We start from the raw sequence: 25,731 nt of genomic DNA on the forward strand, positions 1-25,731 counted from the left end.
GTGGACAAACAAAGAGGGCCGCCCTCCGCGGTGATCGCGGCGAGCGGCCCTCTTTCGTGCCCGGGTTATCGCGGAGGCGGTGCCCCGGACCGGTTCCGCCGGATCGTGTGCACCACGAACAGCGTGATCAGCAGCGCCGCCACCCCGCCGCCGGTGCCGGCGAGCGCGACGATCATCGGCGTGGAGCTGACGCCGTCGGCGGGCGGCAGCTTGGCCTCCTGCACCACCGGCTTCGGCAGCGCGAGATTGCCGGTGTCGCCCGGGAGGTTCGCGGTGAGCGCTGCCACCGGGTCGATCACGCCGTAGCCGAGGAAGTTGTCCCGCCCGCCCGGAGCCGCCGGGTGCTGCGCGGTCGCCTTGAGCCGCTTGACCACGTCGCGCGCGTTCATGTGCGGGTACATCGAGCGGACCAGCGCGGCGACGCCCGCCACGTACGGCGCGGCGAAGCTGGTGCCCTGGATCGGCGACGGGTTGCCGTTCGCGATGGTCAGGTTCGCCAGTCCGGACGAGTGCTCCGCCGGGTCGAGCGACACGATCTTGGTGCCCGGCGCGGCGACGCCGACCCACGGGCCGTGCACGCTGAACGGCGCGACCCCGCCGTCCTCCTGGATGGCCCCGACGGACAGCACGTCGTCGGAGAACCACGGCGGCGTGACGACCGACTTCGGCTTGTTCGGGTCGGCCTGGTCGTTCTGCGGGCAGTTTTCCGAGACGTTGCCCGCGGCCGCGACGACCACGATGTCGCGCTCGGCCGCGTAGTGCACCGCGGCTTGGACCTTGCGCTCGCCGTCCTGGATGTCGCCGGGCGCGGTACCGGCGCGGCAGTGGTCGACCGACATGTTGATCACGCCGATCCCGCCGCGGTCGGCGACGCCGCGGATGATCTGGGCGAGCGTGTTCAGCGTGCCCGCGGTGCCTTGTTTCGCCAGATCCCGGTTGTCGCCCTTGTTGTCCTGCTGCGCCGACGTGCCGCTTCCGCTGCCGGTGCCGCCGCCCGAGGACGGGGGGAGCTGGCTGTTGCTGCTGCCCGCCGGGGGATGCGGGCTGTTGCTGCTGCCCGCGGGCGGCTGGCCGGTCCCGCCCGCCGGGGGAGACGAGGGCTGCTGCGGGCTGTCGTCCTTGGAGTAGTTCTCGCTCAGCTGCCGGTAGGACACGATGTGCGCGTCCGGGGCCACGCCGATGAAGCCGACGTTCGGGTCCTGCGGGTTGCCCGCGATGATCCCGGCGACCTCGGTGCCGTGGCCGTCGCAGTCCTGCAGGCCTTCCGGAGCGCCGTTGTCCGGCTTCGCGACGTAGTCCCCGCCGCTTTCCACCCGGCCCTGGAACCACGGATGCGGCGTGACGCCGGTGTCGATGACGGCGACCTTCTGGTCGCCGCCGACCGATCCGGTCGCCGCGCGGACGATCTCCTGCGCCTTCGGCAGCTGCAGGTAGTCCTGGCCCCACGGGCGACCTTTGATCTCGACGTTCTGCCCGAGACTGCGCTGCACACAGTCGTTTTTCTTCTTGTACGGGGTGTCCGGGCCGTGGCCGTCGGCGGGCGGCGCGTCGCCGGGACCCAGCGGCGGCGGAGTGGCCCAGGTGCCCGCGGGAGCGTTCGCGGTCTGTGCCGACGCCGGAGCGGCGGCGAACGGGGACAGCAGCCCGAGCCCGGCCGCGAACAGCGCCACCCCGGCGCGGCCGGGAAGGCCGAGCCTGCGGGGGAAGGAACGCCGGGAGCCCATCGCGCGGCTCACTTGAGGTTGAGGTGGCGCAGCGTCGAGTAGAGGTCCATCACGCCGAGAGCGAGCGGCAGCACCACAGCGATGCAGATCGCCTCGATGATCTCCACCGTGCGCCGCAGCGGCGGCGAGAAGCGCTGGTCCGGGAAGACCACGCCGACCACGAGGGCGGCCGCGGCGATCAGGATCAGCGCGCCGAAGACGTACAGCAGCCGCTGCTCGGCGGTGGCGGAGAAGAACAGCCAGCCGAGCAGGATGCCCGCCGCGGCGACCATGCCGGTGGTGAGCAGCGCGATGGCCTGCGCGCCGTTGGCGTAGGCACGGGCGCGCAGCAGCAGGACCAGCGTGGCGACGACGCCGAGGATGACGCCGAAGACGTTCGGCGCGGTGGCCGCGAGGACCGCCGCGCCCGCCGTGGTGGCACCGCAGCCGATCATCAGGCCGGTCATGTAGTCGTGCGCGACCGCGGTGCGCTGCTCGATCGCCTTGTAGTCCGGGAAGCCGGTGTCTTCCTTCAGCTCCTCGGCGGTGCTCGGCACGTAGGGGAGCGGCAGCTTGGCGAGCCAGATGGTGGCGCGCGGCAGGAACGAGATGCAGCCCAGCGCGACGGCGACGGTGCCCGCCGCGACCGACGAGGTGTCGGCGTTGGTCACGAGCGTCGCGACGAGGAAGGCGAGCGAGCCGAACACGCCGGCGGTGGCGGTGGCGATGAAGACCCGGATGCCCGCGCCGACCACGAGGATGCAGACCGCCGAGACGATCAGCACCAGCACCGCGCCGAGCAGCAGGTTCGCCCGGACGGACAGCCCCGGCACGATGTAGAACCCGCTCACGAAAGCCAGCGGAAGACCGCCCGCCGACGCGATCAGCACGCCGGTGGCCTCGGCCTGGTAGGCCTTGGCGAGCGTGGCTCCGACCGCGACGCAGGCGATCGCGCCGAGGCCGCCCGCGATCGCCGGGCCGAGCGAGGAACCGCCGTAGAGGGAACCGCTGAAGAACAGCGCCAGCGCGGAGAAGAACAGGGCTAGCCCGCCCGCGACGTGGCCGAACCGGCGCGCGGTCTCCTTCGTCCACGGACGGAAGGTGTCCGGGTCGGCCTCCGCGATGGCGTCGACCACGTCGTCGTACATCGGCGGCGGCGGATTCTCGTTCCGCTTGCGCAGTTGCAGCAGCTCGCCGTCGACCACGCCGAGGGACGCGAGCGTCCGGCTCGGGTCGAGCGGCGCGTCGCCGAGCTTGGCCAGCGCCCACCCGCCGTGCCGGGCCCCGCCGTCCGGAGTGACCTCCTTGGCCATCTCCAGAAGCATGGGCAGCAGGTCGGCCACCGCCACGTCGGCCGGAAGCGCGACGTCGATGCGTGTCGTCGGTGCGACCACCGTGACCCTGCTGAATACCGTCGTGCCCGTTGCCACTAGATCCCCCGCTCTGAAAAGTCAGCTCCCGGGGGAACTTATACCGAACCTGGGGACAGGTTTCAGCGCGTGTCCGCAAATCGTCGGCGAAAATACCCGTACCGGCCCGCTTAGGCCAGACCGACCAGTGGGTTCGTCCGCCTGGTCCGTTAACTGTCGGTGGTGGTCCTTACACTCGGGCGCACTGGGAGGACGGGCCCCGCCGGGGGCCCGCGGAGGGGGTGCGAGATGCCGATCCTGGAGTTGGCCGGATTTCCGGGGCGACGTTCGATAGGTTGTCCCGCGCACCCGGGTGCAGGCGTCGAGCAGGAATAGAGGGGTCCTTCGAGATGAGCACGCTGCAGTTCAAGAAGTCGCCGCGGCTGGCCGCGCCGCGCCCGCCCGGCGGCGAGGTGCATCTCGAGCCGCCGCCCGAGGTGCCCCGCACGATCCCGGGAAGCATTGTCGCCAAGGCGATTCCGGGCGTGATGATCTTCGCGTCGCTCGGGATGATGGTTTTCATGTTCACGGCGGGCGGCGCGAAAAACCCGACCACGATCATGATGAGCGGCATGATGCTGATGGGCACCGTCGGCATGCTCGCCGGAGGCGGCGGCAAGGGCGGTGGCCAGAAGAAGGCCGAGATGGACGAGGACCGCAAGGACTACCTGCGGTATCTCGGCCAGATGCGCGACCGCGCCCGCGAGGCGATGGTCGACCAGCGCGCCGCTCTCGAATGGGTGCACCCGGACCCGCAGTCGCTGTGGTCGCTGGCGGCCAGCCGCCGGATGTGGGAGCGCAGGCAGAACGACCAGGACTTCCTGCACCTGCGCGTCGGCCGCAGCTCGCACCGCCTCGCCACCCGGCTGGTCCCGCCCCAGACCGGCCCGGTGGACGAACTGGAGCCGATCGCCACCCTCGCGCTGCGCCGGTTCGTGCGCGCGCATTCGATCGTGCCCGACCTGCCCACCCAGATCACCCTCCGCGGGTTCGCGGCGGTCAGCATGCAGGGCGAGCGGCACCGCACCCGCGCGCTGACCCGCGCGATGCTGGCCCAGCTGGTCGCCTTCCACAGCCCGGACGACGTGATGATCGCGGTCGCCACCGCGGGTCGGGCGAAGGAGGAGTGGGAGTGGGCGAAATGGCTCCCGCACTCCCAGCACCCCACGCTGTCCGACGGCATCGGCCAGCTGCGCATGATGGCCGGCTCGCTCAAGCAGATCGAGGACTGGCTGGACGAGGAACTGCGCGACCGGCAGCGGTTCTCCCGCAACGCGACGCCCGCCCCGGACCAGCCGCACATCGTGATCATCGTGGACGACGCCGAGGTCACCCGCGAGGAGCAGATCATCCTCGAGGAGGGCCTGGTCGGCGTCACCCTGGTCGACCTTTCCGATTCGGTCGGCAACCTCGCCGCCCGGCGCGGCCTCCGGCTCGTGGTCGAGGAGGACCGGCTCGGCGCGCGCAGCGCGGGCGGGGTCGAATGGTTCGGCCGTCCGGACAAGCTCAGCGTCGTCGAGGTCGAGGCGCTGGCCCGGCTCATCGCGCCGTACCGCGTCGGCGGGGGCGGCGGAACGGACGTCAGCGAGGAAGAGCCGCTGCTGTCCAACCCGTCGCTGCTGGAACTGCTCGGCATCCCGGGCGACCCGATGACGTTCGACGTCCAGCAGGCGTGGCGGCCCCGGCCGATCCGCGACCGCTACCGCGTCCCGTTCGGCGTCGGCGAGTACGGCCAGCCGGTCGAGCTGGACATCAAGGAAGCCGCGGCCGAGGGCATGGGCCCGCACGGCCTGTGCATCGGCGCGACCGGTTCCGGTAAGTCGGAGTTCCTCCGCACCCTGGTGCTGGGCATGCTGGCCACGCACTCGTCGAGCACGCTGAACTTCGTCCTTGTCGACTTCAAGGGCGGCGCGACGTTCCTGGGGCTGGACAAGGCCCCGCACGTGTCCGCGGTCATCACCAACCTCGCGGACGAGGTCACGCTGGTCGACCGCATGAAGGACGCACTGGCGGGCGAGATGAACCGCCGCCAGGAAGCGCTGAAGAACGGCGGCAACTTCAAGAACGTCTGGGAGTACGAGAAGGCCCGCGAAAACGGTGCCGACCTCGACCCGCTGCCCGCGCTGTTCATCGTCTGTGACGAGTTCTCCGAACTGCTGGCGGCGAAGCCCGACTTCATCGACCTGTTCGTCGCCATCGGCCGGCTGGGCCGGTCGCTGCAGATGCACATGCTTCTCGCGTCGCAGCGGCTGGAAGAGGGCAAGCTGCGCGGTCTCGACTCGCACCTGTCCTACCGGATCGGCCTCAAGACGTTCTCCGCGGCGGAGTCCCGCGCGGCGATCGGCGTGCCGGACGCGTTCGAACTGCCGTCGGTCCCCGGTGGCGGCTACCTGAAGTACGACACCTCGACCCTGGTGCGGTTCAAGGCTTCCTACGTCTCGGGCCCGTACCGGCCCGCGGGCATCAAGGCGGCCGGGCCGGCCGCCACGGTGGTGCGCGCGGACAAGCGGCCGCAGCTGTTCGTGCCGGACTTCGTGGAACTGCCGAAGGAACCCGAGCCGGAACCGGTCTTCGAGGAAGAGGCTCCGAAGAAGCAGGAGTCCGAAGAGGCCGTCGAGCCCAGCGAACTGGATGTCATCGTCAGCCGCCTGGTCGGGCAGGGCCCGCCGGCGCACGAGGTGTGGCTGCCGCCGCTGAACGAGCCGAACTCGCTCGACACGATGCTGCCGAACCTCAACCCCACCGACGACCGCGGCCTCTCCCCGGTCGGGTTCTTCGGCAACGGCAGGCTGCAGGTGCCGATGGGCATCGTCGACCGGCCGTACGAGCAGCGGCGCGACCTGCTGTGGGCGGACTTCGCCGGTGCGCAGGGCCACGGCGTCATCGCCGGCGGTCCGCAGTCGGGCAAGTCGACCATGCTCCGGACGCTGATCATGTCGATGGCGCTCACCCACACCCCCGAGGAAGCGCAGTTCTACTGCCTCGACCTCGGTGGCGGTACCCTCTCCGGTCTCGCCGACCTTCCGCACGTCGGCGGGGTCGCGGTGGCCCGGCGCGAGCCGGACAAGGCGCGGCGGATCGTGGCCGAGCTGACCACGCTGCTGACCGAGCGCGAAGGCCGGTTCGGGGCGCTGGGCGTCGACTCGATGACGGAGTTCCGCAACCGGAAGCGCCGCGGCGAGATCACGCCGGAGCAGGACGCCTTCGGCGACGCGTTCCTGATCGTGGACAACTGGCGGGCGCTGCGCGACGACTTCGAGGAGCTGGAGACGTCGATCACGCGGCTGGCCACGCAGGGTCTCGCCTACGGCGTGCACGTGATCATCTCGGCCAACCGGTGGGCCGACCTCCGGCCGGCGATCAAGGACATGCTCGGCACGCGGTTCGAGCTGCGCCTCGGTGACCCGACGGAGTCCGAAATGGACCGCCGGATCGCGGTCAACGTCCCGGCCGGGCGGCCGGGACGCGGGCTCACCCGCGACAAGCTGCACCTGCTGACCGGCCTGCCGCGGATCGACGGGTCGAGCGATCCGGAGACGGTCGCGGCGGGCGTCGCGGACGCGGTCGCGAAGATCCGCGGGGCGTGGCGCGGCCGGGTGGCCCCGCAGGTGCGCCTGCTGCCGGAGATGATCACCTACGAAGAGGTCCTGCGGATCGACCAGAAGCGGGACACGAAGCTGGTCCCGATCGGCGTCAACGAGGAAGACCTGCAGCCGATCTACCTGGACTTCGACGCGGATCCGCACTTCTTCGCGTTCGCCGACGGCGAGTCCGGCAAGACGAACCTGCTGCGGCAGATCGCGCGCGGCATCACCGAGCGCTACACGCCGCAGGAGGCCGTGATCCTGCTGGTCGACTACCGGCGCACGATGCTCGGGTTCCTCGAGGGCGACGCGCTGCTCGGCTACGCCGTTTCCTCGGCGCAGCTGGACAGCATGGTCCAGGACGTGCACGGGTCGATGACGCGGCGGCTGCCGGGTCCGGACGTCACCCAGGAACAGCTGAAGACGCGGTCCTGGTGGACCGGTCCGGAGCTGTTCATCCTCGTCGACGACTACGACCTGGTGGCGACGCAGTCCACCAACCCGCTCAAGCCGCTCTCGGAGTTCCTCGCCCAGGCGAAGGACGTCGGCCTGCACTTGATCGTGGTCCGGCGCACCGGTGGTGCGTCGCGGGCGGCGTACGACCCGATCATCGGCAAGCTCAAGGAGCTGGCGGCCACCGGCATGGTGATGAACGGTTCGCGCGACGAGGGCAACCTGATCGGCAACATCCGGCCGAGCGCCATGCCGCCGGGCCGGGGCAACATGCTGAGCCGCAAGAACGGGAAGCAGCTCGTGCAGGTGTCGTGGATCCAGCCCGACTGACCGGCCGGGGCGCCGTCGCGGTTGACGGAAGGGGTGCCCGGTGACGGTGCGGGTCGCGGTCGACTTCGGGACCTCGAGCACCTGCGTCGTCGTGTCGGTCAACGGCCGCGAGCCGCAGGTCGTGGTGGTCGACGGGCATCCGCTGATGTCCTCGGCGGTGTACGCGGCGTCCGACGGCACGCTGTTCGTCGGCCAGGAGGCCGAGCGGCAGGCGGCCGTCGACCCGTCGCGGTACGAGCCGAATCCGAAGCGGCGGATCGACGAGGGCGATCTGCTGCTCGGCGATTCGGTGCTGCGGGTCATCGACGTCGTGCACGCGGTGCTGGACCGGGCGGTCGCGGAGGCGCGGCGCGTCGCGGGCGAGGCCGAGGTGGACCTGCTGGTGCTCACCCACCCGGCGGACTGGGGCGCGATCCGCACCCGGCTGCTGCGCCAGGCCGCGGGCAGGCTGGCGCGCGAGGTGGCGCTGGTGCCGGAACCGGTGGCCGCGGCGGTGTACCACGCGGCCACCTTCGCCCCGGAAGCTTCGCCGGGCGATCGGACGGTCGAGTTTTCCGGCCGTCCTGGCGACGCGCTGGCGGTGCTTGATCTCGGCGGCGGGACGGTCGACGTCAGCGTCGTCCAGCGGTCGCCGGAGGCCGCGCGCGCGGCGCGAGTGCCGGGCGCGCCGCCGCAGCGGGGCGGGTTCCAGGTGCTGGCCACTCGGGGCGACCCGAGCTTCGGCGGGGCGGACATCGACCAGGCGTTGCTGGAGCACGTCGGGTCGCTGGTGTCCGGCACGGATCCGCAGGCGTGGCAGCAGCTGGTCGAGGGCCGGGAGCTGGCTGAGCGTCGGCGACGCCGGGTGCTGCGCCAGGACGTCCGCGGTGCGAAAGAGACGCTGTCGCGGCATACGTACACCGATGTCCCGTTGCCGCCGCCGTTCGCGGACGCGCACGTGACCCGAGTGGACTTGGAACGGCTGATCGGGGCTCCGCTCGGCCGCGTGGTCGAGCTGACCAGTGCCGCGATCGCCGATTCGGGCCTGCGCCCGAAGCAGCTCGCGGCGATCTTCCTCGTCGGCGGTTCGAGCCGGATCCCGATGATCTCCCGGCTGGTGCACGAGCGCACCGGTGTGGTGCCGACGAGCCTGGACCAGCCGGAGACGGTCGTCGCGCGCGGCGCGCTCCGCGCGGTGCTGCTGGAACCGGACCGCACCGGAGTGGTGCCCGGTTCGTCGATCCCGGGGCAAGCCGAGCATCGCACCGAGATCGTCCGCGGGGACGCGCCGACCCGGCGCGGCCTGCCGCCGGTGCCGAACGCGCGGAACGGTCCGGGGCAGCCATTGCCGCCGCGCGGGTTCTCGCCCGCCGATCCGGTCAGGGGACCGCAAAGCGCGCCGTTCGGTGCGGTAACGCCCGCTGGCCCGAGTCCACTGCGGACCGGACCGGGCAAGAACGCGTTGGGGCAGAACGGTTCCGGGAACGGAATATTCTCCGCGCCCGCCGCGGAGGCGTCGAGCGGTTCCGGCGGCAAGGAGAAGAAGCGTCGCCGGCTGTGGCTGATCGCCGCGGTGGTGGCGGTCGTGGCGCTGATCGCGGGCGGGGTCGGGTACTTCGTCAGCAGCGGGAACGGCTCCGATCAGGGCCGCTCGTTTTCCCAATACGACTTCAGCCTCGTCGCGCCGAGCGACTGGGTCCAAACCACCGACGAGGTCGCGGACCGGCAAGTGATCCTGCACCCGCAGGACGCCGAGCGGGGCAACGATCTCGTGCTCGCGCAGGAGTTCGTCATGGACTACGACGCGACCGCGGACCGGCAGAAGCTCGTCGATTCTTTGCAATCCGGGGTCAGCGGAAACGCGAACTACACTGCGTTCCGCCCCGATCTGACCTACGGTGGCCGGAGCGTGATCGGCTACGTCGAGAGCAAACCGGATCGGATTACCGTCCGCTGGTATGTGCTCGTACAGGGGCGGATCCGCGTGCACGTCGGCTGCCAGTACCAATCGCCGGCGGTGCAGCAGCGCGTCGACGCCGCGTGCGAGCAGGTGGTGCGCACGTTGAAGATCACCAGCTGAAGGAGTTCCCGTGGCCTCCGAACCGGAATCCGCGCCAGCGGCATTCACCCGAGCAGGCCAGGACGCCGTCACCTTCTCGCGCCGGGTCGCGGGCACCGCGCTCGCGCGCAGCGAACGGCGCCGCGGCGAAAACCGGGAACTGCTGAAGGAGTTCGGCAGGCGACGGCTTTCCGGAGCCGCGGAACCCGCGCCGTCCGCGTTGCGCGGGGCCGCCCGCCGGTTCCGCGCGGCCCGCGGATTGCCGATGCCGGTGGAACCCGCCGCTCCCGAGCCGGTTCCCGTTCGTCCCCAGATTTCGCCCGAACAGACACGGACGAGTGAAGAGGACGAGGACTTTTCGCAGTCGCGAATCATGAGCCGGGACTCCTGAAATATTCCGGGAACCGGCTGTGCGTGTGCTAACCACGCTGGTGGACAAGGTTTTTTCCGGGGTGCGTGGAGACCGTTCACCCGGCCGTTGCCCCGCGGTTCCCTGATCCGGCGTTTCCGCAAGCAACTACTTGCGAAGAAGTCGCGACAAGTGTGAACCGAACTGGCAATGTCTTCGTCGTAGGTGCAGTGCCGGAAACACCAGCCGGCGCGCACAACCACTGACGAAGGGGGTAGCTCCCATGGCTGCTGGCGGTTTCACTGGGGATCCGAAGGAATTCACCGCGGCAGAGGGGCGCGTCGTCGACGCGACCAGCCGGATGAACAAGAACCTGAGCGACCTGCGCTCCAACATCGAAGCGACCCGCGCGGGCTGGGAAGGCGACGCGCAGCGTGCCTTCGACAACGTCATGCGCCGCTTCGACGACTGCGGTCGCGGCCTGAACGACGCGCTGCACCGCATCGGTGAGCTGCTCCAGGAAGCGGGTTCCACCTACGCCAAGAGCGAGGCGGCGCAGCACGAGCACATCAACTCGCTCAACAAGGGTTTCGGCGTTCTCGGCTGATCCAGTTCTTTTCCGTTCAGATTCGGCTTTTTCCTCATTCATTCTTCTGACAGGAGTTCGACATGCCTGACGGCCGCATTGTTGTTGATCCGGGTACCATCCACCGCGCCGCGGAGGACTGCACCTCCACCGGTGGCGAGCTGAAGACGCTCTTCGACAACCTGAAGAGCGACCTCAACCCGCTGACCCACAGCTGGACCGGTGAAGCGAAGGACCAGTACATCCAGGCGCAGAACGAGTGGGACCAGAAGTTCGACGAGTTCACCCAGCTTCTGGCGCAGATCGCCGCCGTGCTGCCGCAGATCGCGGACGGCTACCAGGCGACGGACCGCTCGGTGCAGAACCTGTTCTGAGCCAAGCTCCGAAACCACGGCGGGCCGGACACCTTCGGGTGTCGGCCCGCCGTTTTCGTGTGCGGGAAAGGAATCGCGCCGCTCAGTGCGGGGCGCCGACGGAGTATTCCGGCTTGTCGTTGAGCACCCGCACGGTCACCTTCTTCGGCTGCCCGCCGACCTGCACCGTGCAGTCGAACGTGGCACCGTTCTCGATAGTCTGCCCCGACGGGCACGCGACGTTCTTCACGTCCGGCTCGCCGTAGTTCTCGTTGAGCACCTTGGAAACGCCGTCCTGCAACGACTTCTGGTCCAAAGTGTCCCCGCTGAAAACCCCGGTCGCCCACGAGATCCCGGCCGCGGCGGCCAGCACCACGACGACCGCGCCGCCGATCAGGAACGGTTTCTTCGACCGCGGTTTCCCTGGCTTGGCCGAGGAAAACGCGCCGAGCCCGCCGTACTCGGACGGCTGGAACCCGCCGCCGTAAGGATTTCCGGACGGCTGCTGTCCCGGCTGGCCTTGCGGCTGAGCCGGAGTCGGCTGGCTGTGCGCTTGCCCGGGCCCGCCGTACGGCTGGCTCGGCTGCTGACCGTACGGCTGCGCCGGATAACCCTGCTGCGGATACTGCGCCTGCGGAAACTGTTGCTGCGCCGGAGGTTGCGCCCACTGGCCGCCCGCTGGCTGCCCGCCCTGCCAGCCGGAACTGTCCACTTCGGACGGGTAACCCTGCTGCTGCGGCGCGTTCGTCCCCGGCTGCCACCACTGCGGCTGCCCCTGCGGCTGCTGGTCGGGAGGCTGGGTCATCGGAGGTCACCTCGGGGTTCGATGGGCGCGGGAGCCGGCGGGAGAGTGCGCATCAGCGCCCCTGCAGTTCGCCGAGCCGGCGGTAGAAGTCCTGTTTGGCCGCGTCGTCCGCGAGCACGGTGACCTGCGAGGCGTCCGGAACCGTCGGCAGGTCCGAGGCGGTGGCCTCGCCGGTGAACTTGAAGTCGTAGCGCAGTTCGACCTTGTGCCCGTCGCCCTCGAACTTGGCCGCCATCGTGAACTCGGCGAGCGAACCGTCCGGCTTCAGCGTGATCGTGCTCGGCACGACGGCCTTGCGCAGCTCCGGCCCGACCTGGTTGACCAGCTTGTCCGGCAGCAGTTCGACGCGCCGGTCGAGGAAGATCGAAAACGGCACGTTCACGGTCAGCTGCTCAGTGCCGTCCGCGGAACTCTTCGCGCCGCGCAGCGCTTTCTTGTCCGCCTTGTACGAGCTGTCGACCGAGTCGCCCATCTTGCACGCGATCTGCACCCCGCCCCACGCGCACGGCTGGACGAGCCCGGCCTCCGGCTTGGGCATCGACACCCACGGCGTCGGCGCGAGCGATTTGTAGGCCGGCCCGAGGTAGAGATACTCGACGGTGCCCTCGGCCGGGGTGAACGAGTCGAGGAACTCGTTGGGGTTCTTCTGCGACCGGTTGTGCACGATGCGGCTCTCCGGGCTGCCGGTGCGCGCGGAGGTGACGATGTTGTGCAGGTACTTGTCGTCGAACTTGAAGTACCGGTCCGCCGAGTTCGTCACGTTGCGCGGGTCGACGATCGTGTCCCCGAGCTTCGCCATGGCCTTCTCGAACTTCGCGCCGACGTACGCGGCGGCCTGGTCGCCGTCGGGCAGCGCGGTGCCGGCGCGGGCCTGCCCGCACGCGGTCGCGAGAGCCAGCACGGCGGCGACGGCTCCCGCCGTCCGTACGGCTCGGATCGTCCTCGCTCGTGTCTTCAACTGCAGTCCCCAGATGCTCGTCGTGCTCGCGCGGCCGCGCGTCGGAATCGTCTCATCCTGGTACGACCCGCGCGGCGGCGTGGTGGTTCCGGGAACCGGTCAGGTACGCTGTGACCGGCCGACGAGGCGCCTTCGCACCCCCGCTGCACAACTGGCGGGACCACAGGGGTATCTTCATATGTCGTTGTGCGTTGCGGCGCGTCAGCGCTCGGCCCGCACATTACCCACACGCAATGACGACGAGGTAGACCCTTGCCCACGTACAGCCCCAAGCCCGGCGACGTCACTCGTGCCTGGCACGTGATCGACGCCGAGGATGTCGTGCTCGGACGGCTCGCGACCGAGGTCGCCACGCTGCTGCGCGGCAAGCACAAGCCGACCTACGCCCCGCACGTGGACACCGGTGACTTCGTCATCATCGTCAACGCCGAGAAGGTCGCTCTCACCGGTAACAAGCGCGAGCAGAAGTTCGCGTACCGGCACAGCGGTTACCCCGGCGGTCTGCGGAAGCGCTCCTTCGGCGAGCTGCTCGACACCAAGCCCGAGCACCTCGTTGAGAAGGTGGTCAAGGGCATGCTGCCGAAGAACAAGCTCGGCCGCGCCATGGCCAAGAAGCTGAAGGTGTACGCCGGCCCGCAGCACCCGCACGCCGCGCAGCAGCCGCAGGCGCGCGAGATCACCAAGATCGCGCAGGTCGCGCAGTGAGTGAGGAACAGTTGACCAGCACCGAGACCGAGGTCGTCGCTTCGACCGAGACCCCCGCCGAGGCCGTGGCGACCAGCGAGTCCGCCGCCGCCCCGCGCCCGTCGCGTGCCGCCGGTGGCAACGCGCAGACGGTCGGCCGCCGCAAGGAGGCCGTGGTCCGCGTTCGCGTCGTGCCGGGTACCGGTGAGTTCAAGCTCAACGGCAAGTCCCTTGAGCAGTACTTCCCGAACAAGGTGCACCAGCAGCTCATCAAGGAGCCGCTCGTCACCGTCGAGAAGCCGGACTCCTTCGACATCTTCGCCAACCTCAAGGGCGGCGGGATCTCGGGCCAGGCGGGCGCGCTGCGTCTCGCCATCGCCCGTGCGCTGGTCGAGGTCGACGCCGACGACCGCCCGGCCCTGAAGAAGGCCGGCTTCCTGACCCGTGACGCGCGCGCCACGGAGCGGAAGAAGTACGGCCTCAAGAAGGCCCGTAAGGCCCCGCAGTACTCCAAGCGCTGATTTTCAGCACTCTGGCGCAACCCCGGAAGCGCCCATCCGTCCATCGGATGGGCGCTTCCGGCGTTTTCCGGGCCCGGTGATGCGTTCTTCGCCACTGGCACGACTGTCTTGGGGTAGGGCAGGGGATCACCCTTGCCGGGCCCGGCGCTAGGTTTGTCGAGGCCCGGCGCGCCCCGAGGCCGGTGAATCAAGACAAGGAGGTCGAGATGGCTCGACTGTTCGGCACCGACGGGGTACGCGGTCTGGCCAATGCCGACCTGTCCCCGGAACTGGCCCTGTCGGTCGCGGCGAGCGCCGCCCGAGTGCTGGCGGCGCACGACCGTTCGCACCGTCCGGTGGCCGTGGTCGGCCGCGACCCGCGCGCCAGCGGCGAGATGCTGGAGGCCGCCGTGGTGGCGGGCCTCGCCTCGGCCGGTGCGGACGTCCTGCGGCTCGGCGTGCTCCCGACCCCCGCTGTCGCGTACCTCGTGGGCGCGCTCGACGCGGATCTCGGCGTGATGATCTCCGCCTCGCACAACCCCATGCCGGACAACGGCATCAAGCTCTTCGCCGCCGGCGGGCACAAACTGCCGGACAGCATCGAGGACGAGATCGAATCCGGCCTCGACGCGATCGGCATCACCCGCCCGACCGGCGACGGCGTCGGCCGCGTGACCGACGTCCCGGACGCGCTCGACAAGTACATCGACCACCTGGTCGCCGCGACGCCGCACCCGCTGGCCGGCCTGAAGGTCGTGGTGGACTGCGCGAACGGCGCGTCGTACGCGGCCGCCCCGGAGGCGTACCGCCGGGCCGGTGCTGAGGTCGTGGCTCTGCACGCGGAGCCGGACGGCATCAACATCAACGACAACTGTGGCTCAAACCACCCCGACCTGCTGCGCGCGGCAGTCGTCGAACACGGTGCCGACCTCGGCATCGGCCACGACGGAGACGCCGACCGCTGCGTGGCCGTCGATGCGGCCGGCGAACTGGTGGACGGCGACCAGATCATGGCAGTCCTGGCGCTGGCGCTGGCCGAAGAAGGCGCGCTGGTGAAGGACACCCTGGTCGCCACCGTGATGAGCAACCTCGGCCTGCACCTGGCGATGAAGGCACACGGCATCACGGTCGTCACGACTGCGGTGGGTGACCGCTACGTGCTGGAGGAACTGCGCGCCTCGGGCCTGGCCCTCGGCGGCGAACAGTCCGGCCACGTGGTCCTCCCCGCCCACGCCACGACCGGCGACGGCCTCCTGACCGCGATGCGGCTGATGGCCCGGATGGCCGCGACGGGCAAGCCGCTGGCGGAACTGTCCGCGGTGATGAACCGGCTGCCCCAGGTGCTGGTCAACGTCCCGGTGGCGGACAAAGCGGCGGTGGCCGGGTCCGCCGAGGTCCGCGACGCGGTGGGCGAGGTCGAAGCCGAACTCGGCGAGGAAGGGCGGGTCCTGCTGCGCCCCTCGGGAACCGAACAGCTGGTGCGGGTGATGGTGGAAGCCCCGGCCCACGCCACGGCCCAGGCCGCGGCGGATCGGCTGGCCGGGGTGGTGTCCGCGGTCTCCTGACCGAACTGCCCGAATCGCTGCGCCCCTCGTCACTCTCCGGGTACATTCCGTAGACGAGTGTCCGGCACCGCCGACGGCTTCCGTGCGTCCAAGGTCCGGAAGCACTGGGCAGTCGAGGAGGGGCGAGCGTGGGGAACCGACAGAATGTCGATCCGCAGATGCTGGAGACGGCGGGCGGATTCGTGCGGGACGCGGCGAAGGACCGTCTGCAGACGACGCTGCCCGCGTTGAAGCAGCTGCAGATCACCGAAGCGGACTTCGGGCGGAAGCACCACGGCTCGTTCCAGCTGTACAAGACCGGCATCGAGGCGGTCGGCAAATGCGTCGACAGCTACGTGAAGGCGTCTGAGGACTTCGGGAACAACCTCGGGTCGGCGAGCAAGAAGTACACGTCCAACGAGGCGAGCAGCTCGGACTCCATCACGAAGAGCGGCAAGCGCTGATGGCCGAGCGCAACGGGACCATCCCGTCCTTCCAAGAGTTCCAGCAGTTGATGAACGACCCCAGCGTTCCCGAGAACACCAAACGGGGTTTGGCGCTTCGCTACTTCGACTACGTCGAGGACGAAGAAGAAGAGGGCGACGCGCAGAGCTACGGCTTCCAAGGCGACGAGGACCGCAACCACTGGCGGGACTACTACAAGGACCGGTTCCATATCTCCGAAGGGGATATGGACTGGGAGACGTCGAGCGCTGGTGACGTCGACAAGTGGTACAGCATGGCGAAGGGCGACGCCGACAAAGGCGCGAAGGCGGAGCAGGACAAACAGCAGCAGGCGGTCGACGGCGACAAGCAGAAGCTGAAAGACCAGGGGGCCAAGAACACCGAGACGGATCCGGGCGTCGCGAACTCGAACGAGATTCTCGACCTCGGAGTCTCGGGCTTGCAGCCGTTCCGGAACCTGTTGCCGCTCTACAGCCGCGCTCGTGGACTGGTCGCGCAGAACCTGCCGGACCATCCGTTCCAGCCGCACGTCGGCGATCCGTTCGACGAGCAGCGGGACATCCCGTTCGACAAATTCAAGGCCGCCGCCAAGGAATTGACCGACGTCAACGCGTCCATTGTGGACGCCGCGGCGGACCAGGACAATCGGATGGCGACTGTGTTCGCCAACTGGTCCGGCAACGCTCGGGATGCGGCGCAGCAGTCCTGGAAAGGGATTACCGACGGCACCAAGACCGTCGAGCAGACCCTGAAGGACGGGGCGGGTCTGATCGACCGCAGCATCGCCTCGATCGCGAAGCTGATCCGGGCGAAATGCCAGTGGCTGCAGGATTACTACATCACCGAGTACCCCAGTAAAGGCCAGTTCTCGCCCGGCGACATCGACCGGCTGATCCGCGTCGCCGAGATGGGGCGCAACGCGAGCGACGACGACTTCAAGCACTTCGTGCGGTTCATGCCGGAGGACCTGAAGAACACTGTCAACGAAGACAACTGCGACCTCGGCGACGACACCAAGGACGCCGGGCAGGAGTGGGCGAAGAAGTGGCTCGCCGGGTTCTGCGGCTTCATGGACAAGCACGTCACCAACTGGCAGCAGGTCTGCGAGCACACGCGGACGAGCGTCGACCAGGTGTGGAACGAGCTGGGCGCCTCGCTGGGCAAGGCCCGCGAGGATCTCTTCACCACGTCGTCGAAGCCCGCTGACCAAGGCGGCGGGAAGCAGTCGGACGGGGGCGGCCAGCAGACCACGCCGTCGTCCTCCGGCGGTGGCGGCAAGGACTCGGGAATGCCGAGCACCGGCGGCTCCGGACCGACCCCGGCCGCGGCGCAGACGCCCAAGATGCCGGAAACACCGCAGACCCAGCCACAGACCCAGCCGCAGTCGGCGGAGGGCCTCAACCCGGTCACCCACCAGCCGCTTGAGGTCGATCCGAAGACCGGGCAGCCGTACCCGATCGATCCGAAGACGGGCGCGGCGCTCAAGCCCGAAGAGCCCGAGACGATGACCGTCGAGCACGACGGCCACAAGATCTCCATGTCCGAACCCGGCAAGGACGGGCACATGGGGATCAACGTCGACGACGGCACCGGCAAGCAGAAGACCTACGACCTCGACTTCGGCGACCAGGCGAAGCCCGGTGCGACGCAGCCGCCGGGGACCCCGGTGCCGGGGCAGCATCCGGATCCGGCGACCGCGCCCGGCCAGCAGAGCCACGACGGTGCGCAAGGGACCGGCCAGGGCCACGACGGAACCCCGGGCCAGGACGCCGCGAAGAACCACGACGGGGCGCAAGGACACGATGGCGCGCAGGGGACTGGGCAGAAGTACCAGCCGGGTCCGGACGGCAAGATCCACATCCAGGACGGCAAACTGTCGATCGTGGCCGAGCGGCCCTCCGGGGCCGACGGCCCGACGGTCGTGACCATCGACGACGGCTCCGGTCATCCGACGAAGTACACCCTCGGCGACGACGGTGCGCTGAACCCCGGCAACCACAACGGGGGAACCGGCGGTGGGGGAGCCGCGGTCGGCGGGCAGGCCACGCCGGGCGGTCCGACGCCTCCCGGGACGCAGGCGCCGGCCCAGCCGGTCGCCGCTGCCGCCAACCAGGCGGTCCCGGACCAGGTCGCCGCGCAAGGCCACCAAGTCCCGGATCAAGTCGCCGCGCAAGGCCACCAATCCGTCCCCGATCAGCCAGCCGCGCGGGAGCATCAGATCGTCCCCGGCCAGGCGCCCTCGCACGAACTGCCCGCGACACACGAGCCAGCACCGGCCGCGGCGGCGTCCGGACCGGACGACTCGACGAGTGCTCAGTCCGTGCTCGACCCGTTCTCCGCCGACCCCGGGATCGGCACCGTTCCGCACGTCGGCCTCGGCGACACCGGCGACCCGATGGCAGCCTCGGCAGGCGACGCTCCGCCGACCGACACCTCACAGCTCGGCACCGCGCCCGTGCACCACGAGGCGAGCGGCTCCGGCACCCCGGCCATGATGGGCGGCGGAATGATGGGCGGCCTCGGCAGCGCACCGGGCGGCGGAGGAGAGCAGGAACGTGCGTCGAGCGCGTACCGTGTCGACGGCGGTCTTTTCGGTTCCCAGTCCAACTCGAACCGGATCAGCGGTTCGTTGCTCGACGACGATCAGCCTGGCCGTTAGAACGGGGGAGGACGCGGTGAGCAGCGAAGACCTGGGGGCGGGGTTCCGCCACAAGATGGCCCAGATCGAACGCGAGGCGGAGGAACGGCTCGCGTTGATCGGCAGCCGGGTCCGGAAAGACCTCAAGGAAAGCAAAGAGGCCAGCGACAAGCAGCTGCGCACGGTCGGCCAGGTGATCGTCCGGGTGCAGGAGAGCGCCCGTCGTGCGGCGAAGGCCGGTGGCTGGGTGATGGAGTCGACCGTCGGCGACAAGCCGAAGGGCGAGGTCAGCTTCGGCTTCGAGGATGACGAGGCGGAGAAGGAACGTCGCGCCGGCTACGTGCCCGCCGAGTCTGCTCCGGAACGGCCGAGCACGCCTCCGGCGGCTCCTGCTCCAGCACCGCCCGCCGCTCCGGCGTCGGGGCGGCATCGGCGTGGCGTGCACCACGACGAGGACGACTACACGAACACCGATTGGCTGGCTACCTGAGCCGAACCGGCTGATCAGGCAGCCGGTTCCTCGTCCTCCGGAACCTCGATCGGCGCGCGCTTCACATCCGCGTCCAGCAGCGGCAGGTACTTGTCCGTACCCGTCAAATGCGTGAGGAAGAACGCAGTGAACAGCGCCTTCGTCAGCTGCTGAGTCGCGCGCTGCGGTTTGCCCTGCAGCAGCAGTTGGCTCCAGTGCCGGCCCTCCGTCACCGCCAGGTGTGACGACTTCGCCAGCGTCCGCAGCTGTACCGGGCCTGCCCAAGCCTGTGCGATGGCGTCCGCGTGGCCGACCGCCGGGGCGACCAGGTCGCCGTCCACCGCGAGGTGCAGGCCGGGGGCGCTGATCACCTTCGCGGCTTCCGTCGCGGGCGGGAACGTCTGCGCCGCGGCGACCGTCGCCACCGCGCGGACCTTCGGGCGGGCCTCGTCGTCTGCTCCGGCGGACTGGGCGGCTGCCAGCACTGCCGAACCGCCGCCGGTGGAGTGGCCCGCGAGGCCCAGTTTCCGCGGGTCGACGCTGATGCCGTCCGGGCCCAGGCGGACCGTAGTGACGACGTCGAGCGTCGTCAGGAGGTCGCCGGCCAGCAGGCGGTGCGACGGGAGCGGGCTGAGCTGGGTCGCGGGGGCCGCGGCGACGATTCCCCAGCTCGCGAGGTGGTGCAGGAGCTGCCGGTAGCGGGTGGCCGGCTGCATCCAGCCGTGCCCGAACGCGATGGCGGGCAGGCCAAGGCCTTGGCGCGGGGTGAACACGACGCCGGGCAGTCCGACCAGGGCGAGGTTGCCGCGCAAAACCTCGTGGGGTCCCGGGTGGGACAGCTCCGTGAGCAGCTGCTTGGGCTTGCTGGCCATGCGCGTGACCTTACTGCCCGTGCCCCGCCCCGGCCCGGTGCGCCACCCCGATCGGTTTAGGGGTCCGCCGCCACACTGCGCGAAGACCCGGTCAACGGTTGTCCGCGCGGTCGCTCGCCCAGCTCAGCGGCACTGAAAACCCCGCTCTAGGGACCGGAGTAGGGGACTGGACTTGTCTCGTTACGCTAGTTCGCGTGTGTGGAATCGTGGGATACGTCGGACACCGCCCGGCTCTGGACGTCGTGCTCGGTGGGCTCCGCCGCATGGAATACCGGGGCTACGACTCGGCTGGCGTGGCGGTGCTGGACGGCGCCGGCGCGCTGACTGTCGAGCGCAAGGCCGGCCGTCTGGCCAACCTGGAGGCCCGGCTCGACGAGGTCGGCCGCGACGCGTTCGCGGGCACCGCGGGCATGGGGCACACCCGCTGGGCTACCCACGGGGCTCCGATCGACCGCAACTCGCATCCGCACCGGGACACCACCGGTCGCGTCGCGGTGGTGCACAACGGGATCATCGAGAACTTCGCCGCGTTGCGCGCCGAGCTCGAGGCCGAGGGCATCGAGATGGCCAGCGACACCGACACCGAGACCGCCGCGCACCTGGTTTCCCGCGCCTACACCGACGGCGACACCAAGGGCGACCTGCCGGCCAGCGTCGCCGCGGTGTGCCGCCGTCTGGAGGGTGCGTTCACGCTGGTCGTGACGCACGCCGACGAGCCGGACACGATCGTCGCCGCGCGCCGGTCGTCGCCGCTGGTGGTCGGGGTCGGCGAGGGCGAGCACTTCGTCGCTTCCGACGTCGCCGCGTTCATCGAGCACACCCGCGAGGCCGTCGAGCTGGGCCAGGACCAGCTGGTCGTCATCACCCGCGACGGTTACGAGGTCACCGACTTCCACGGCGACGCCGCGCAGGCCAAGCCGTTCACCGTCGACTGGGACCTGTCGGCCGCCGAGAAGGGCGGCCACGAGTACTTCATGCTCAAGGAGATCGAGGAGCAGCCGGAGGCGCTGGCGAACACGCTGCGCGGCCACTTCGAGGCCGGCCGGATCATCCTCGACGAGCAGCGCATTTCCGACCAGGACCTGCGTGACGTCGACAAGGTCTTCGTCATCGCCTGCGGTTCGGCGTATCACTCCGGCCTTGTCGCGAAGTACGCCATCGAGCACTGGTGTCGGCTGCCGGTCGAGGTGGAGCTGGCGTCGGAGTTCCGCTACCGCGACCCGGTCCTCGACCGCGACACGCTCGTCGTCGCCGTCTCCCAGTCCGGCGAGACCGCGGACACCCTCGAAGCCGTGCGGCACGCGCGCGAGCAGAAGGCCCGCGTCCTGGCGGTCTGCAACACCAACGGCGCGCAGATCCCGCGCGAGTCCGACGCGGTGCTGTACACGCACGCCGGGCCGGAGATCGGGGTCGCCTCGACCAAGGCGTTCCTCGCGCAGATCGCCGCGAACTACCTCGTCGGCCTCGCGCTGGCGCAGGCGCGCGGCACGAAGTACCCGGACGAGGTCGCTCGCGAGTTCGCCGAGCTGGAGGCCATGCCGGCCGCGGTGCAGAAGGTGCTGTCCACTGTGGACCAGACGCGCGAGATCGCGCGGCGCATCTCCGACTCGCGCGCGGTGCTGTTCCTCGGCCGCCACGTCGGGTTCCCGGTGGCGCTGGAAGGCGCGCTGAAGCTGAAGGAACTCGCGTACATGCACGCGGAGGGCTTCGCGGCGGGCGAGCTGAAGCACGGTCCGATCGCGCTGATCGAAGAGGGCCTGCCGGTCGTCGTCGTGATGCCGTCGCCGAAGGGCCGCGCGGTGCTGCACTCGAAGCTGGTGTCGAACATCAGCGAGATCCAGGCGCGGGGCGCGCGCACGATCGTGATCGCCGAGGAGGGCGACGAGACTGTGCGCCCGTTCGCCGACGAACTCATCGAGGTGCCCGCGGTGCCGACGCTGCTGCAGCCGCTGGTTTCCACCGTGCCGCTGCAGGTGCTGGCCGCGGAGATCGCGAGTTCGCGCGGGTACGACATCGACAAGCCGCGTAACCTGGCGAAGTCCGTCACTGTCGAGTAGCCGGGGGCCGCCGTGCAAGGAATCTGGACTACGGAACGGATTCGCGCGGCGGAGGACCTGCTGCTCGCGCGCACTCCGGACGGCGAGCTGATGCGCCGGGCCTCCTTCGGCCTCGCCGCAGAGGTGGCCGGACTGCTGGCCGAGGACACCGGCGGTGTCTCCGGTCGACGGGTCGTGCTGCTGGTCGGCTCGGGCAACAATGGTGGCGATGCCTTGTGGGCTGGCGCTTTCCTGCGTCGGCGCGGGGTCGCGGTGGCTGCGGTATTGCTGAAGCCGGAGAAGGCGCACCCGGCCGGATTGGCTGCGCTACGGCGATCCGGCGGTCGAGTGGTGTCCATAGCAGACAGTCCACAATGGATCGAGCGGGCGGATGTCGTGGTGGACGGCATCGTTGGTATTTCCGCCCGTGGCCCGTTGCGTCCGGACGCGGCCGAGCTGGTCGCGCGGATCGAAGCGCCGGTAGTAGCGGTGGATTTGCCGAGCGGCGTCGACCCGGACACCGGCGCGGTCGACGGTCCGCATGTCACCGCCGCGCGCACGGTCACGTTCGGCGCGCTGAAACCCGTGCACGTGCTGGCCCCGCAGGAATGTGGCGAGGTCGTGCTGGTGGACATCGGCCTGCGGCCGTGGCTGGGCGAGCCGGATCTGCGACGCCTGGATCTGGCCGACGTCGCCGAGGCGTGGCCGATTCCCGGGCCGGAGGACGACAAATACACCCAAGGCGTCGTCGGGATCGCGGCCGGATCGGCGACGTACCCGGGAGCGGCGGTGCTCGCGTCCGGGTCGGCGGTCCGCGCGACGGCGGGCATGGTCCGCTACGCCGGGCACGCGGCGGACGTCGTGCGCTCGCGCTGGCCGGAGATCGTCGCGACCGGCTCGGTCACCGACGCGGGCCGGGTGCAGGCGTGGGTGGTCGGACCGGGCATCGGCACCGGCGGGGAAGGCCGGGAGATCCTGCGGCACATCCTCGGCCAGGGCGTCCCGGTGTGCGCGGACGCCGACGCGACCACGCTCATCGCCCACACCCCCGAAGTCCTCGACGCCCGCGACCCGGACACTCCGCTCGTGCTCACCCCGCACGCTGGCGAGTACGAACGCCTGATGGGCCGCCGCCCGGGCGCGGATCGGATCGCCGCGGCGCGGGAAGCGGCGAAGAAGTACGACGCCGTCGTGCTGTTGAAAGGCCACTGCACGGTCGTCGCCGCTCCGGACGGCCGCGTCGCGGTCAACACCCCGCGCGGTTCGTGGCTGGCGACCGCTGGCTCCGGCGACGTGCTCACCGGCCTGGTCGGCTCGCTGCTCGCCGCTGGGCTCGACCCCTGGCTGGCCGCCGCGGCTGCCGCGCAGGTGCATTCGCTGGCGGGCGCGCTCGCTGCCGAGGACGTGCCGACGTCGGCGTCCGGTCTGGTCGATGCCATCCCGACCGCGCTTCGGCTGATCCGCGCGACCGCACCCTGACCAGCGCTGGCCCAATGAGGTTGCCTCAGTAGCGCGGTGTGCGGTAGCGACGCTTGCCAGAACGCTGCGGAGCACCGGCCGGTGCGAACGTCTGTGAGGGGAACCCTGACGGAATCTGATTCCCTCAGGGTTCCCCTCACGGACGTCGGCGAGAGCGGAGAAGCCATGCGAAGAGTTATCGAGTTACGTGTTAACTCGGCTCGCGATATCTGGTAAGAACGAGATGTGAGTCGAGACACGCCAGGACGGCCGAAGACGCGCCCGTCCGACGCCGCGGTGGAGCAGCGGCGGCAAGAGATCCTCGACTACGTCATCGACCAGGGCGAAGTCCGGATCGACGACCTCACCGCCCGGTTCGGCGTCAGCCTCATGACGATGCACCGTGACCTCGACGAACTCGCCGACAAGCGCATGCTGCGGAAGCTGCGCGGCAAGGTCGAGGCGTATCCCGCGCTCACCATGGAGACCGCCAGCCGGTTCACGCTGCACTCGGCCGAGAAGGAAGCCCTCGCCGACCTCGCGATCCAGCAGGTCGAGCCCGGTCAGGCCGTGTTCGTGGACGACTCCACGACGCTGTTCCCGCTGGTCGAACGGCTCGCGCAGATCGAGCGCCTCACCGTGATCACCAACTCGCTGCAGGCCGCGCGGCTGCTGGGCACCGGCGTTGACGTGGTCCTCGCCGGCGGGCGTTACGACCCCGAGTACGACTCCTGCTCCGGCCCCGACGTGCTCGCGCTGCTCGAACGGATTCGCGTGGACATCGCGTTCGTCTCGGTGAGCGCGGTCGCGGTCGGCAGGCTGTTCCACCCGGTCCGCGACTACGCCGAGCTGAAGAAGGCCGTGCTGCGCGCCGCGAACCGCAACGTGCTGGTGCTCGACCACTCGAAGTTCGGCCGCACCGCGACGTACGCGCACGGCACCGTCGGCGACTACGACCTCCTGATCACCAGCGAAGCCACTCCGACCGAGGAGATCGAGGCCGCGCTGAACGAAGGCACGGCGGTCGAGGCCGCGGAGTACGTCGAGGAGGGGCAGCCCTATGACAGCTGAGCTGGTGGCCGGGGTCGATTCGTCGACCCAGTCGACCAAGGTCGTGGTCTGCGACGCGCGCACGGGCGAGATCGTGCGCGCCGGCCGGGCACCGCACCCAGACGGCACCGAGGTCGACCCCGCAGCGTGGGCGCAAGCGTTTGCGGACGCCACTCGCGACGTTCTCGACGGCGTCAAGGCCATCGGCGTCGGCGGTCAGCAGCACGGCATGGTCACGCTCGATGAAGCTGGCGAGGTAGTCCGTCCGGCGTTGCTGTGGAACGACACCCGCTCCGCGCAGGCGGCCAAGGACCTGACCGACGAACTCGGCGGACCCGCCGTGTGGGCGAAGTCGGTCGGGCTGGTGCCGGTCGCCAGCTTCACAGTCACCAAGCTCCGCTGGCTCGCCGAGCACGAACCGGAGAACGCCGACCGCGTCGCCCGCGTCCTGCTGCCGCACGACTGGCTCACCTGGCGGCTGCTCGGCCGTCCGGAAACCGCGGTGACCGATCGCGGCGACGCCTCGGGCACCGGCTATTTCTCCCCGACGGACAACACTTATCGCCCCGACGTCCTCGCGCACGCGTTCGGCGGCCGCACTCCGGATCTGCCGACGGTGCTCGGTCCCTCCGACGTCGCCGGGCACACCAGCGACGGCATGCTCGTCTCCGCGGGCACCGGCGACAACATGGCCGCCGCGCTCGCCCTCGAACTGGCTCCGGGCGACGCGGTGATCTCGATCGGCACCAGCGGCACGGTTTTCGGCGTCACCGAGACCGGCGCGGCCGACGCGAGCGGCCTGGTCGCCGGATTCGCCGACGCCACCGGCCGCTTCCTCCCGCTGACCGCCGCCCTCAACGCCGCCCGCGTGCTCACCGCGGGCGCGGCGATGCTCGGGGTCGAGCTAGCCGAGTTCGACCGGCTCGCAATGGCCGCCGAACCGGGCGCGGGCGGGCTCACGCTGCTGCCGTACCTCGACGGCGAGCGCACCCCGAACCTGCCCGGCGCGACCGGTTCGCTGCACGGTCTGACCAGGGCGAACATGACGCCGGAGAACGTCGCGCGGGCGACCGTCGAGGGCATGGTCTGCGGCTTGGCCGCCGGGCTGGACGCGGTGCGCGCGCAGGGCATGGCCGTGAAGCGAGTGCTGCTCATCGGCGGCGGCGCGCAGTCCGCCGCGGTGCGGGCGATCGCACCGATCGTGCTCGGCCTTCCCGTGGTGATTCCCGAGGTCGGCGAGTACGTCGCGCTCGGTGCCGCTCGACAGGCAGCTTGGGCGCTCGCGGGCACCGCCGAGCCGCCCGCGTGGACCGGAACCAAGAACCAGCTCGTTTTGGACGAGCCGACCGGGGCGCAGCGCGCCGCGGGCATCGAGATCCAGCAACGCCACCTCGAGGCGCGCGAGGCCGCGCACGGGGTTTCCGCGAAATTGGGAGAGGACTGACCG

The 25,731-nt window shown here is 70.2% G+C and carries 20 protein-coding genes; 15 read left to right on the forward strand and 5 right to left on the reverse strand.

Features of this window, described 5'->3' with window-relative positions:
• Positions 1–65 precede the first annotated feature (65 nt).
• Positions 66–1,724: a S8 family serine peptidase gene (locus ACZ7SW_RS24670; RefSeq protein ID WP_470232726.1), complete on the reverse strand. Its 1,659-nt coding sequence runs from the start codon at positions 1,722–1,724 to the stop codon at positions 66–68.
• 8 nt (positions 1,725–1,732) lie between these two features.
• Positions 1,733–3,133, reverse strand: a complete 1,401-nt coding sequence (eccD, locus tag ACZ7SW_RS24675) for a type VII secretion integral membrane protein EccD (RefSeq protein WP_470232727.1) — start codon at positions 3,131–3,133, stop codon at positions 1,733–1,735.
• Between the two features lie 329 nt (positions 3,134–3,462).
• Here eccD and eccCa point away from each other — a divergent pair, with 329 nt between their 5' ends.
• From eccCa to ACZ7SW_RS24700, 5 genes are all read left to right on the forward strand, one after another.
• Complete coding sequence (eccCa, locus tag ACZ7SW_RS24680; protein ID WP_470232728.1) at positions 3,463–7,479, forward strand: type VII secretion protein EccCa; 4,017 nt, start codon at positions 3,463–3,465, stop codon at positions 7,477–7,479.
• A gap of 40 nt (positions 7,480–7,519) precedes the next feature.
• The gene (locus tag ACZ7SW_RS24685) at positions 7,520–9,538 is read left to right on the forward strand and encodes a type VII secretion-associated protein (protein WP_470232729.1); all 2,019 of its coding nucleotides are present in this window, start codon (positions 7,520–7,522) and stop codon (positions 9,536–9,538) included.
• Positions 9,539–9,548: 10 nt separating this feature from the next.
• Entirely contained in the window at positions 9,549–9,908 is a 360-nt protein-coding gene (locus ACZ7SW_RS24690) for a hypothetical protein (RefSeq protein ID WP_470232730.1), read from the forward strand.
• A gap of 241 nt (positions 9,909–10,149) precedes the next feature.
• Positions 10,150–10,473 carry a WXG100 family type VII secretion target gene (locus ACZ7SW_RS24695; RefSeq protein WP_009072357.1) on the forward strand — a complete coding sequence of 108 codons (324 nt, stop codon included), beginning with the start codon at positions 10,150–10,152 and terminating at the stop codon, positions 10,471–10,473.
• A gap of 62 nt (positions 10,474–10,535) precedes the next feature.
• A complete protein-coding gene (locus ACZ7SW_RS24700; protein ID WP_406640596.1) occupies positions 10,536–10,826 on the forward strand; it encodes a WXG100 family type VII secretion target in 291 nt (96 codons plus the stop codon).
• An 82-nt stretch (positions 10,827–10,908) separates the two neighbouring features.
• Here ACZ7SW_RS24700 and ACZ7SW_RS24705 read toward each other — a convergent pair whose 3' ends face one another.
• Together ACZ7SW_RS24705 and ACZ7SW_RS24710 are read right to left on the reverse strand one after the other, a co-directional pair.
• Positions 10,909–11,610: a DUF4333 domain-containing protein gene (locus ACZ7SW_RS24705; RefSeq protein ID WP_470232731.1), complete on the reverse strand. Its 702-nt coding sequence runs from the start codon at positions 11,608–11,610 to the stop codon at positions 10,909–10,911.
• A gap of 52 nt (positions 11,611–11,662) precedes the next feature.
• Complete coding sequence (locus tag ACZ7SW_RS24710) at positions 11,663–12,568, reverse strand: hypothetical protein (protein WP_470232732.1); 906 nt, start codon at positions 12,566–12,568, stop codon at positions 11,663–11,665.
• 252 nt (positions 12,569–12,820) lie between these two features.
• Here ACZ7SW_RS24710 and rplM point away from each other — a divergent pair, with 252 nt between their 5' ends.
• The 6 genes from rplM (at position 12,821) to ACZ7SW_RS24740 (ending at position 18,889) form a co-directional block, all read left to right on the forward strand.
• Positions 12,821–13,273 carry a 50S ribosomal protein L13 gene (rplM, locus tag ACZ7SW_RS24715; RefSeq protein ID WP_009072361.1) on the forward strand — a complete coding sequence of 151 codons (453 nt, stop codon included), beginning with the start codon at positions 12,821–12,823 and terminating at the stop codon, positions 13,271–13,273.
• 11 nt (positions 13,274–13,284) lie between these two features.
• The gene (rpsI, locus tag ACZ7SW_RS24720; protein ID WP_037816243.1) at positions 13,285–13,773 is read left to right on the forward strand and encodes a 30S ribosomal protein S9; all 489 of its coding nucleotides are present in this window, start codon (positions 13,285–13,287) and stop codon (positions 13,771–13,773) included.
• A gap of 206 nt (positions 13,774–13,979) precedes the next feature.
• Positions 13,980–15,317 (forward strand): phosphoglucosamine mutase, encoded by a 1,338-nt coding sequence (gene glmM / locus ACZ7SW_RS24725; RefSeq protein ID WP_470232733.1) that lies wholly within the window; start codon positions 13,980–13,982, stop codon positions 15,315–15,317.
• A gap of 128 nt (positions 15,318–15,445) precedes the next feature.
• Positions 15,446–15,760 carry a hypothetical protein gene (locus ACZ7SW_RS24730; protein ID WP_354748171.1) on the forward strand — a complete coding sequence of 105 codons (315 nt, stop codon included), beginning with the start codon at positions 15,446–15,448 and terminating at the stop codon, positions 15,758–15,760.
• A complete protein-coding gene (locus tag ACZ7SW_RS24735; protein ID WP_470232734.1) occupies positions 15,760–18,420 on the forward strand; it encodes a WXG100 family type VII secretion target in 2,661 nt (886 codons plus the stop codon). The genes ACZ7SW_RS24730 and ACZ7SW_RS24735 overlap by 1 nt, the downstream gene beginning before the upstream one ends.
• 16 nt (positions 18,421–18,436) lie before the next feature.
• Complete coding sequence (locus tag ACZ7SW_RS24740) at positions 18,437–18,889, forward strand: hypothetical protein (RefSeq protein ID WP_470232735.1); 453 nt, start codon at positions 18,437–18,439, stop codon at positions 18,887–18,889.
• 14 nt (positions 18,890–18,903) lie between these two features.
• On the opposite strand, the gene ACZ7SW_RS24745 is transcribed toward ACZ7SW_RS24740, so the two are convergent.
• Positions 18,904–19,740, reverse strand: coding sequence for a dienelactone hydrolase family protein (locus tag ACZ7SW_RS24745; protein WP_470232736.1), 837 nt, complete (start codon positions 19,738–19,740; stop codon positions 18,904–18,906).
• A gap of 194 nt (positions 19,741–19,934) precedes the next feature.
• Here ACZ7SW_RS24745 and glmS point away from each other — a divergent pair, with 194 nt between their 5' ends.
• The 4 genes from glmS to xylB all read left to right on the forward strand — a co-directional run bounded on the left by glmS (position 19,935) and on the right by xylB (position 25,728).
• Positions 19,935–21,797, forward strand: a complete 1,863-nt coding sequence (glmS, locus tag ACZ7SW_RS24750) for a glutamine--fructose-6-phosphate transaminase (isomerizing) (protein WP_470232737.1) — start codon at positions 19,935–19,937, stop codon at positions 21,795–21,797.
• 12 nt (positions 21,798–21,809) lie between these two features.
• Positions 21,810–23,255: an NAD(P)H-hydrate dehydratase gene (locus ACZ7SW_RS24755; RefSeq protein WP_470232738.1), complete on the forward strand. Its 1,446-nt coding sequence runs from the start codon at positions 21,810–21,812 to the stop codon at positions 23,253–23,255.
• Between the two features lie 225 nt (positions 23,256–23,480).
• A complete protein-coding gene (locus ACZ7SW_RS24760) occupies positions 23,481–24,305 on the forward strand; it encodes a DeoR/GlpR family DNA-binding transcription regulator (RefSeq protein WP_470232739.1) in 825 nt (274 codons plus the stop codon).
• The gene (gene xylB / locus ACZ7SW_RS24765) at positions 24,295–25,728 is read left to right on the forward strand and encodes a xylulokinase (RefSeq protein WP_470232740.1); all 1,434 of its coding nucleotides are present in this window, start codon (positions 24,295–24,297) and stop codon (positions 25,726–25,728) included. Before ACZ7SW_RS24760 ends, xylB begins: the two co-directional genes overlap by 11 nt.
• Positions 25,729–25,731: the final 3 nt, after the last annotated feature.

It is taken from the genome of Amycolatopsis sp. NPDC114484 (genome assembly GCF_055633755.1).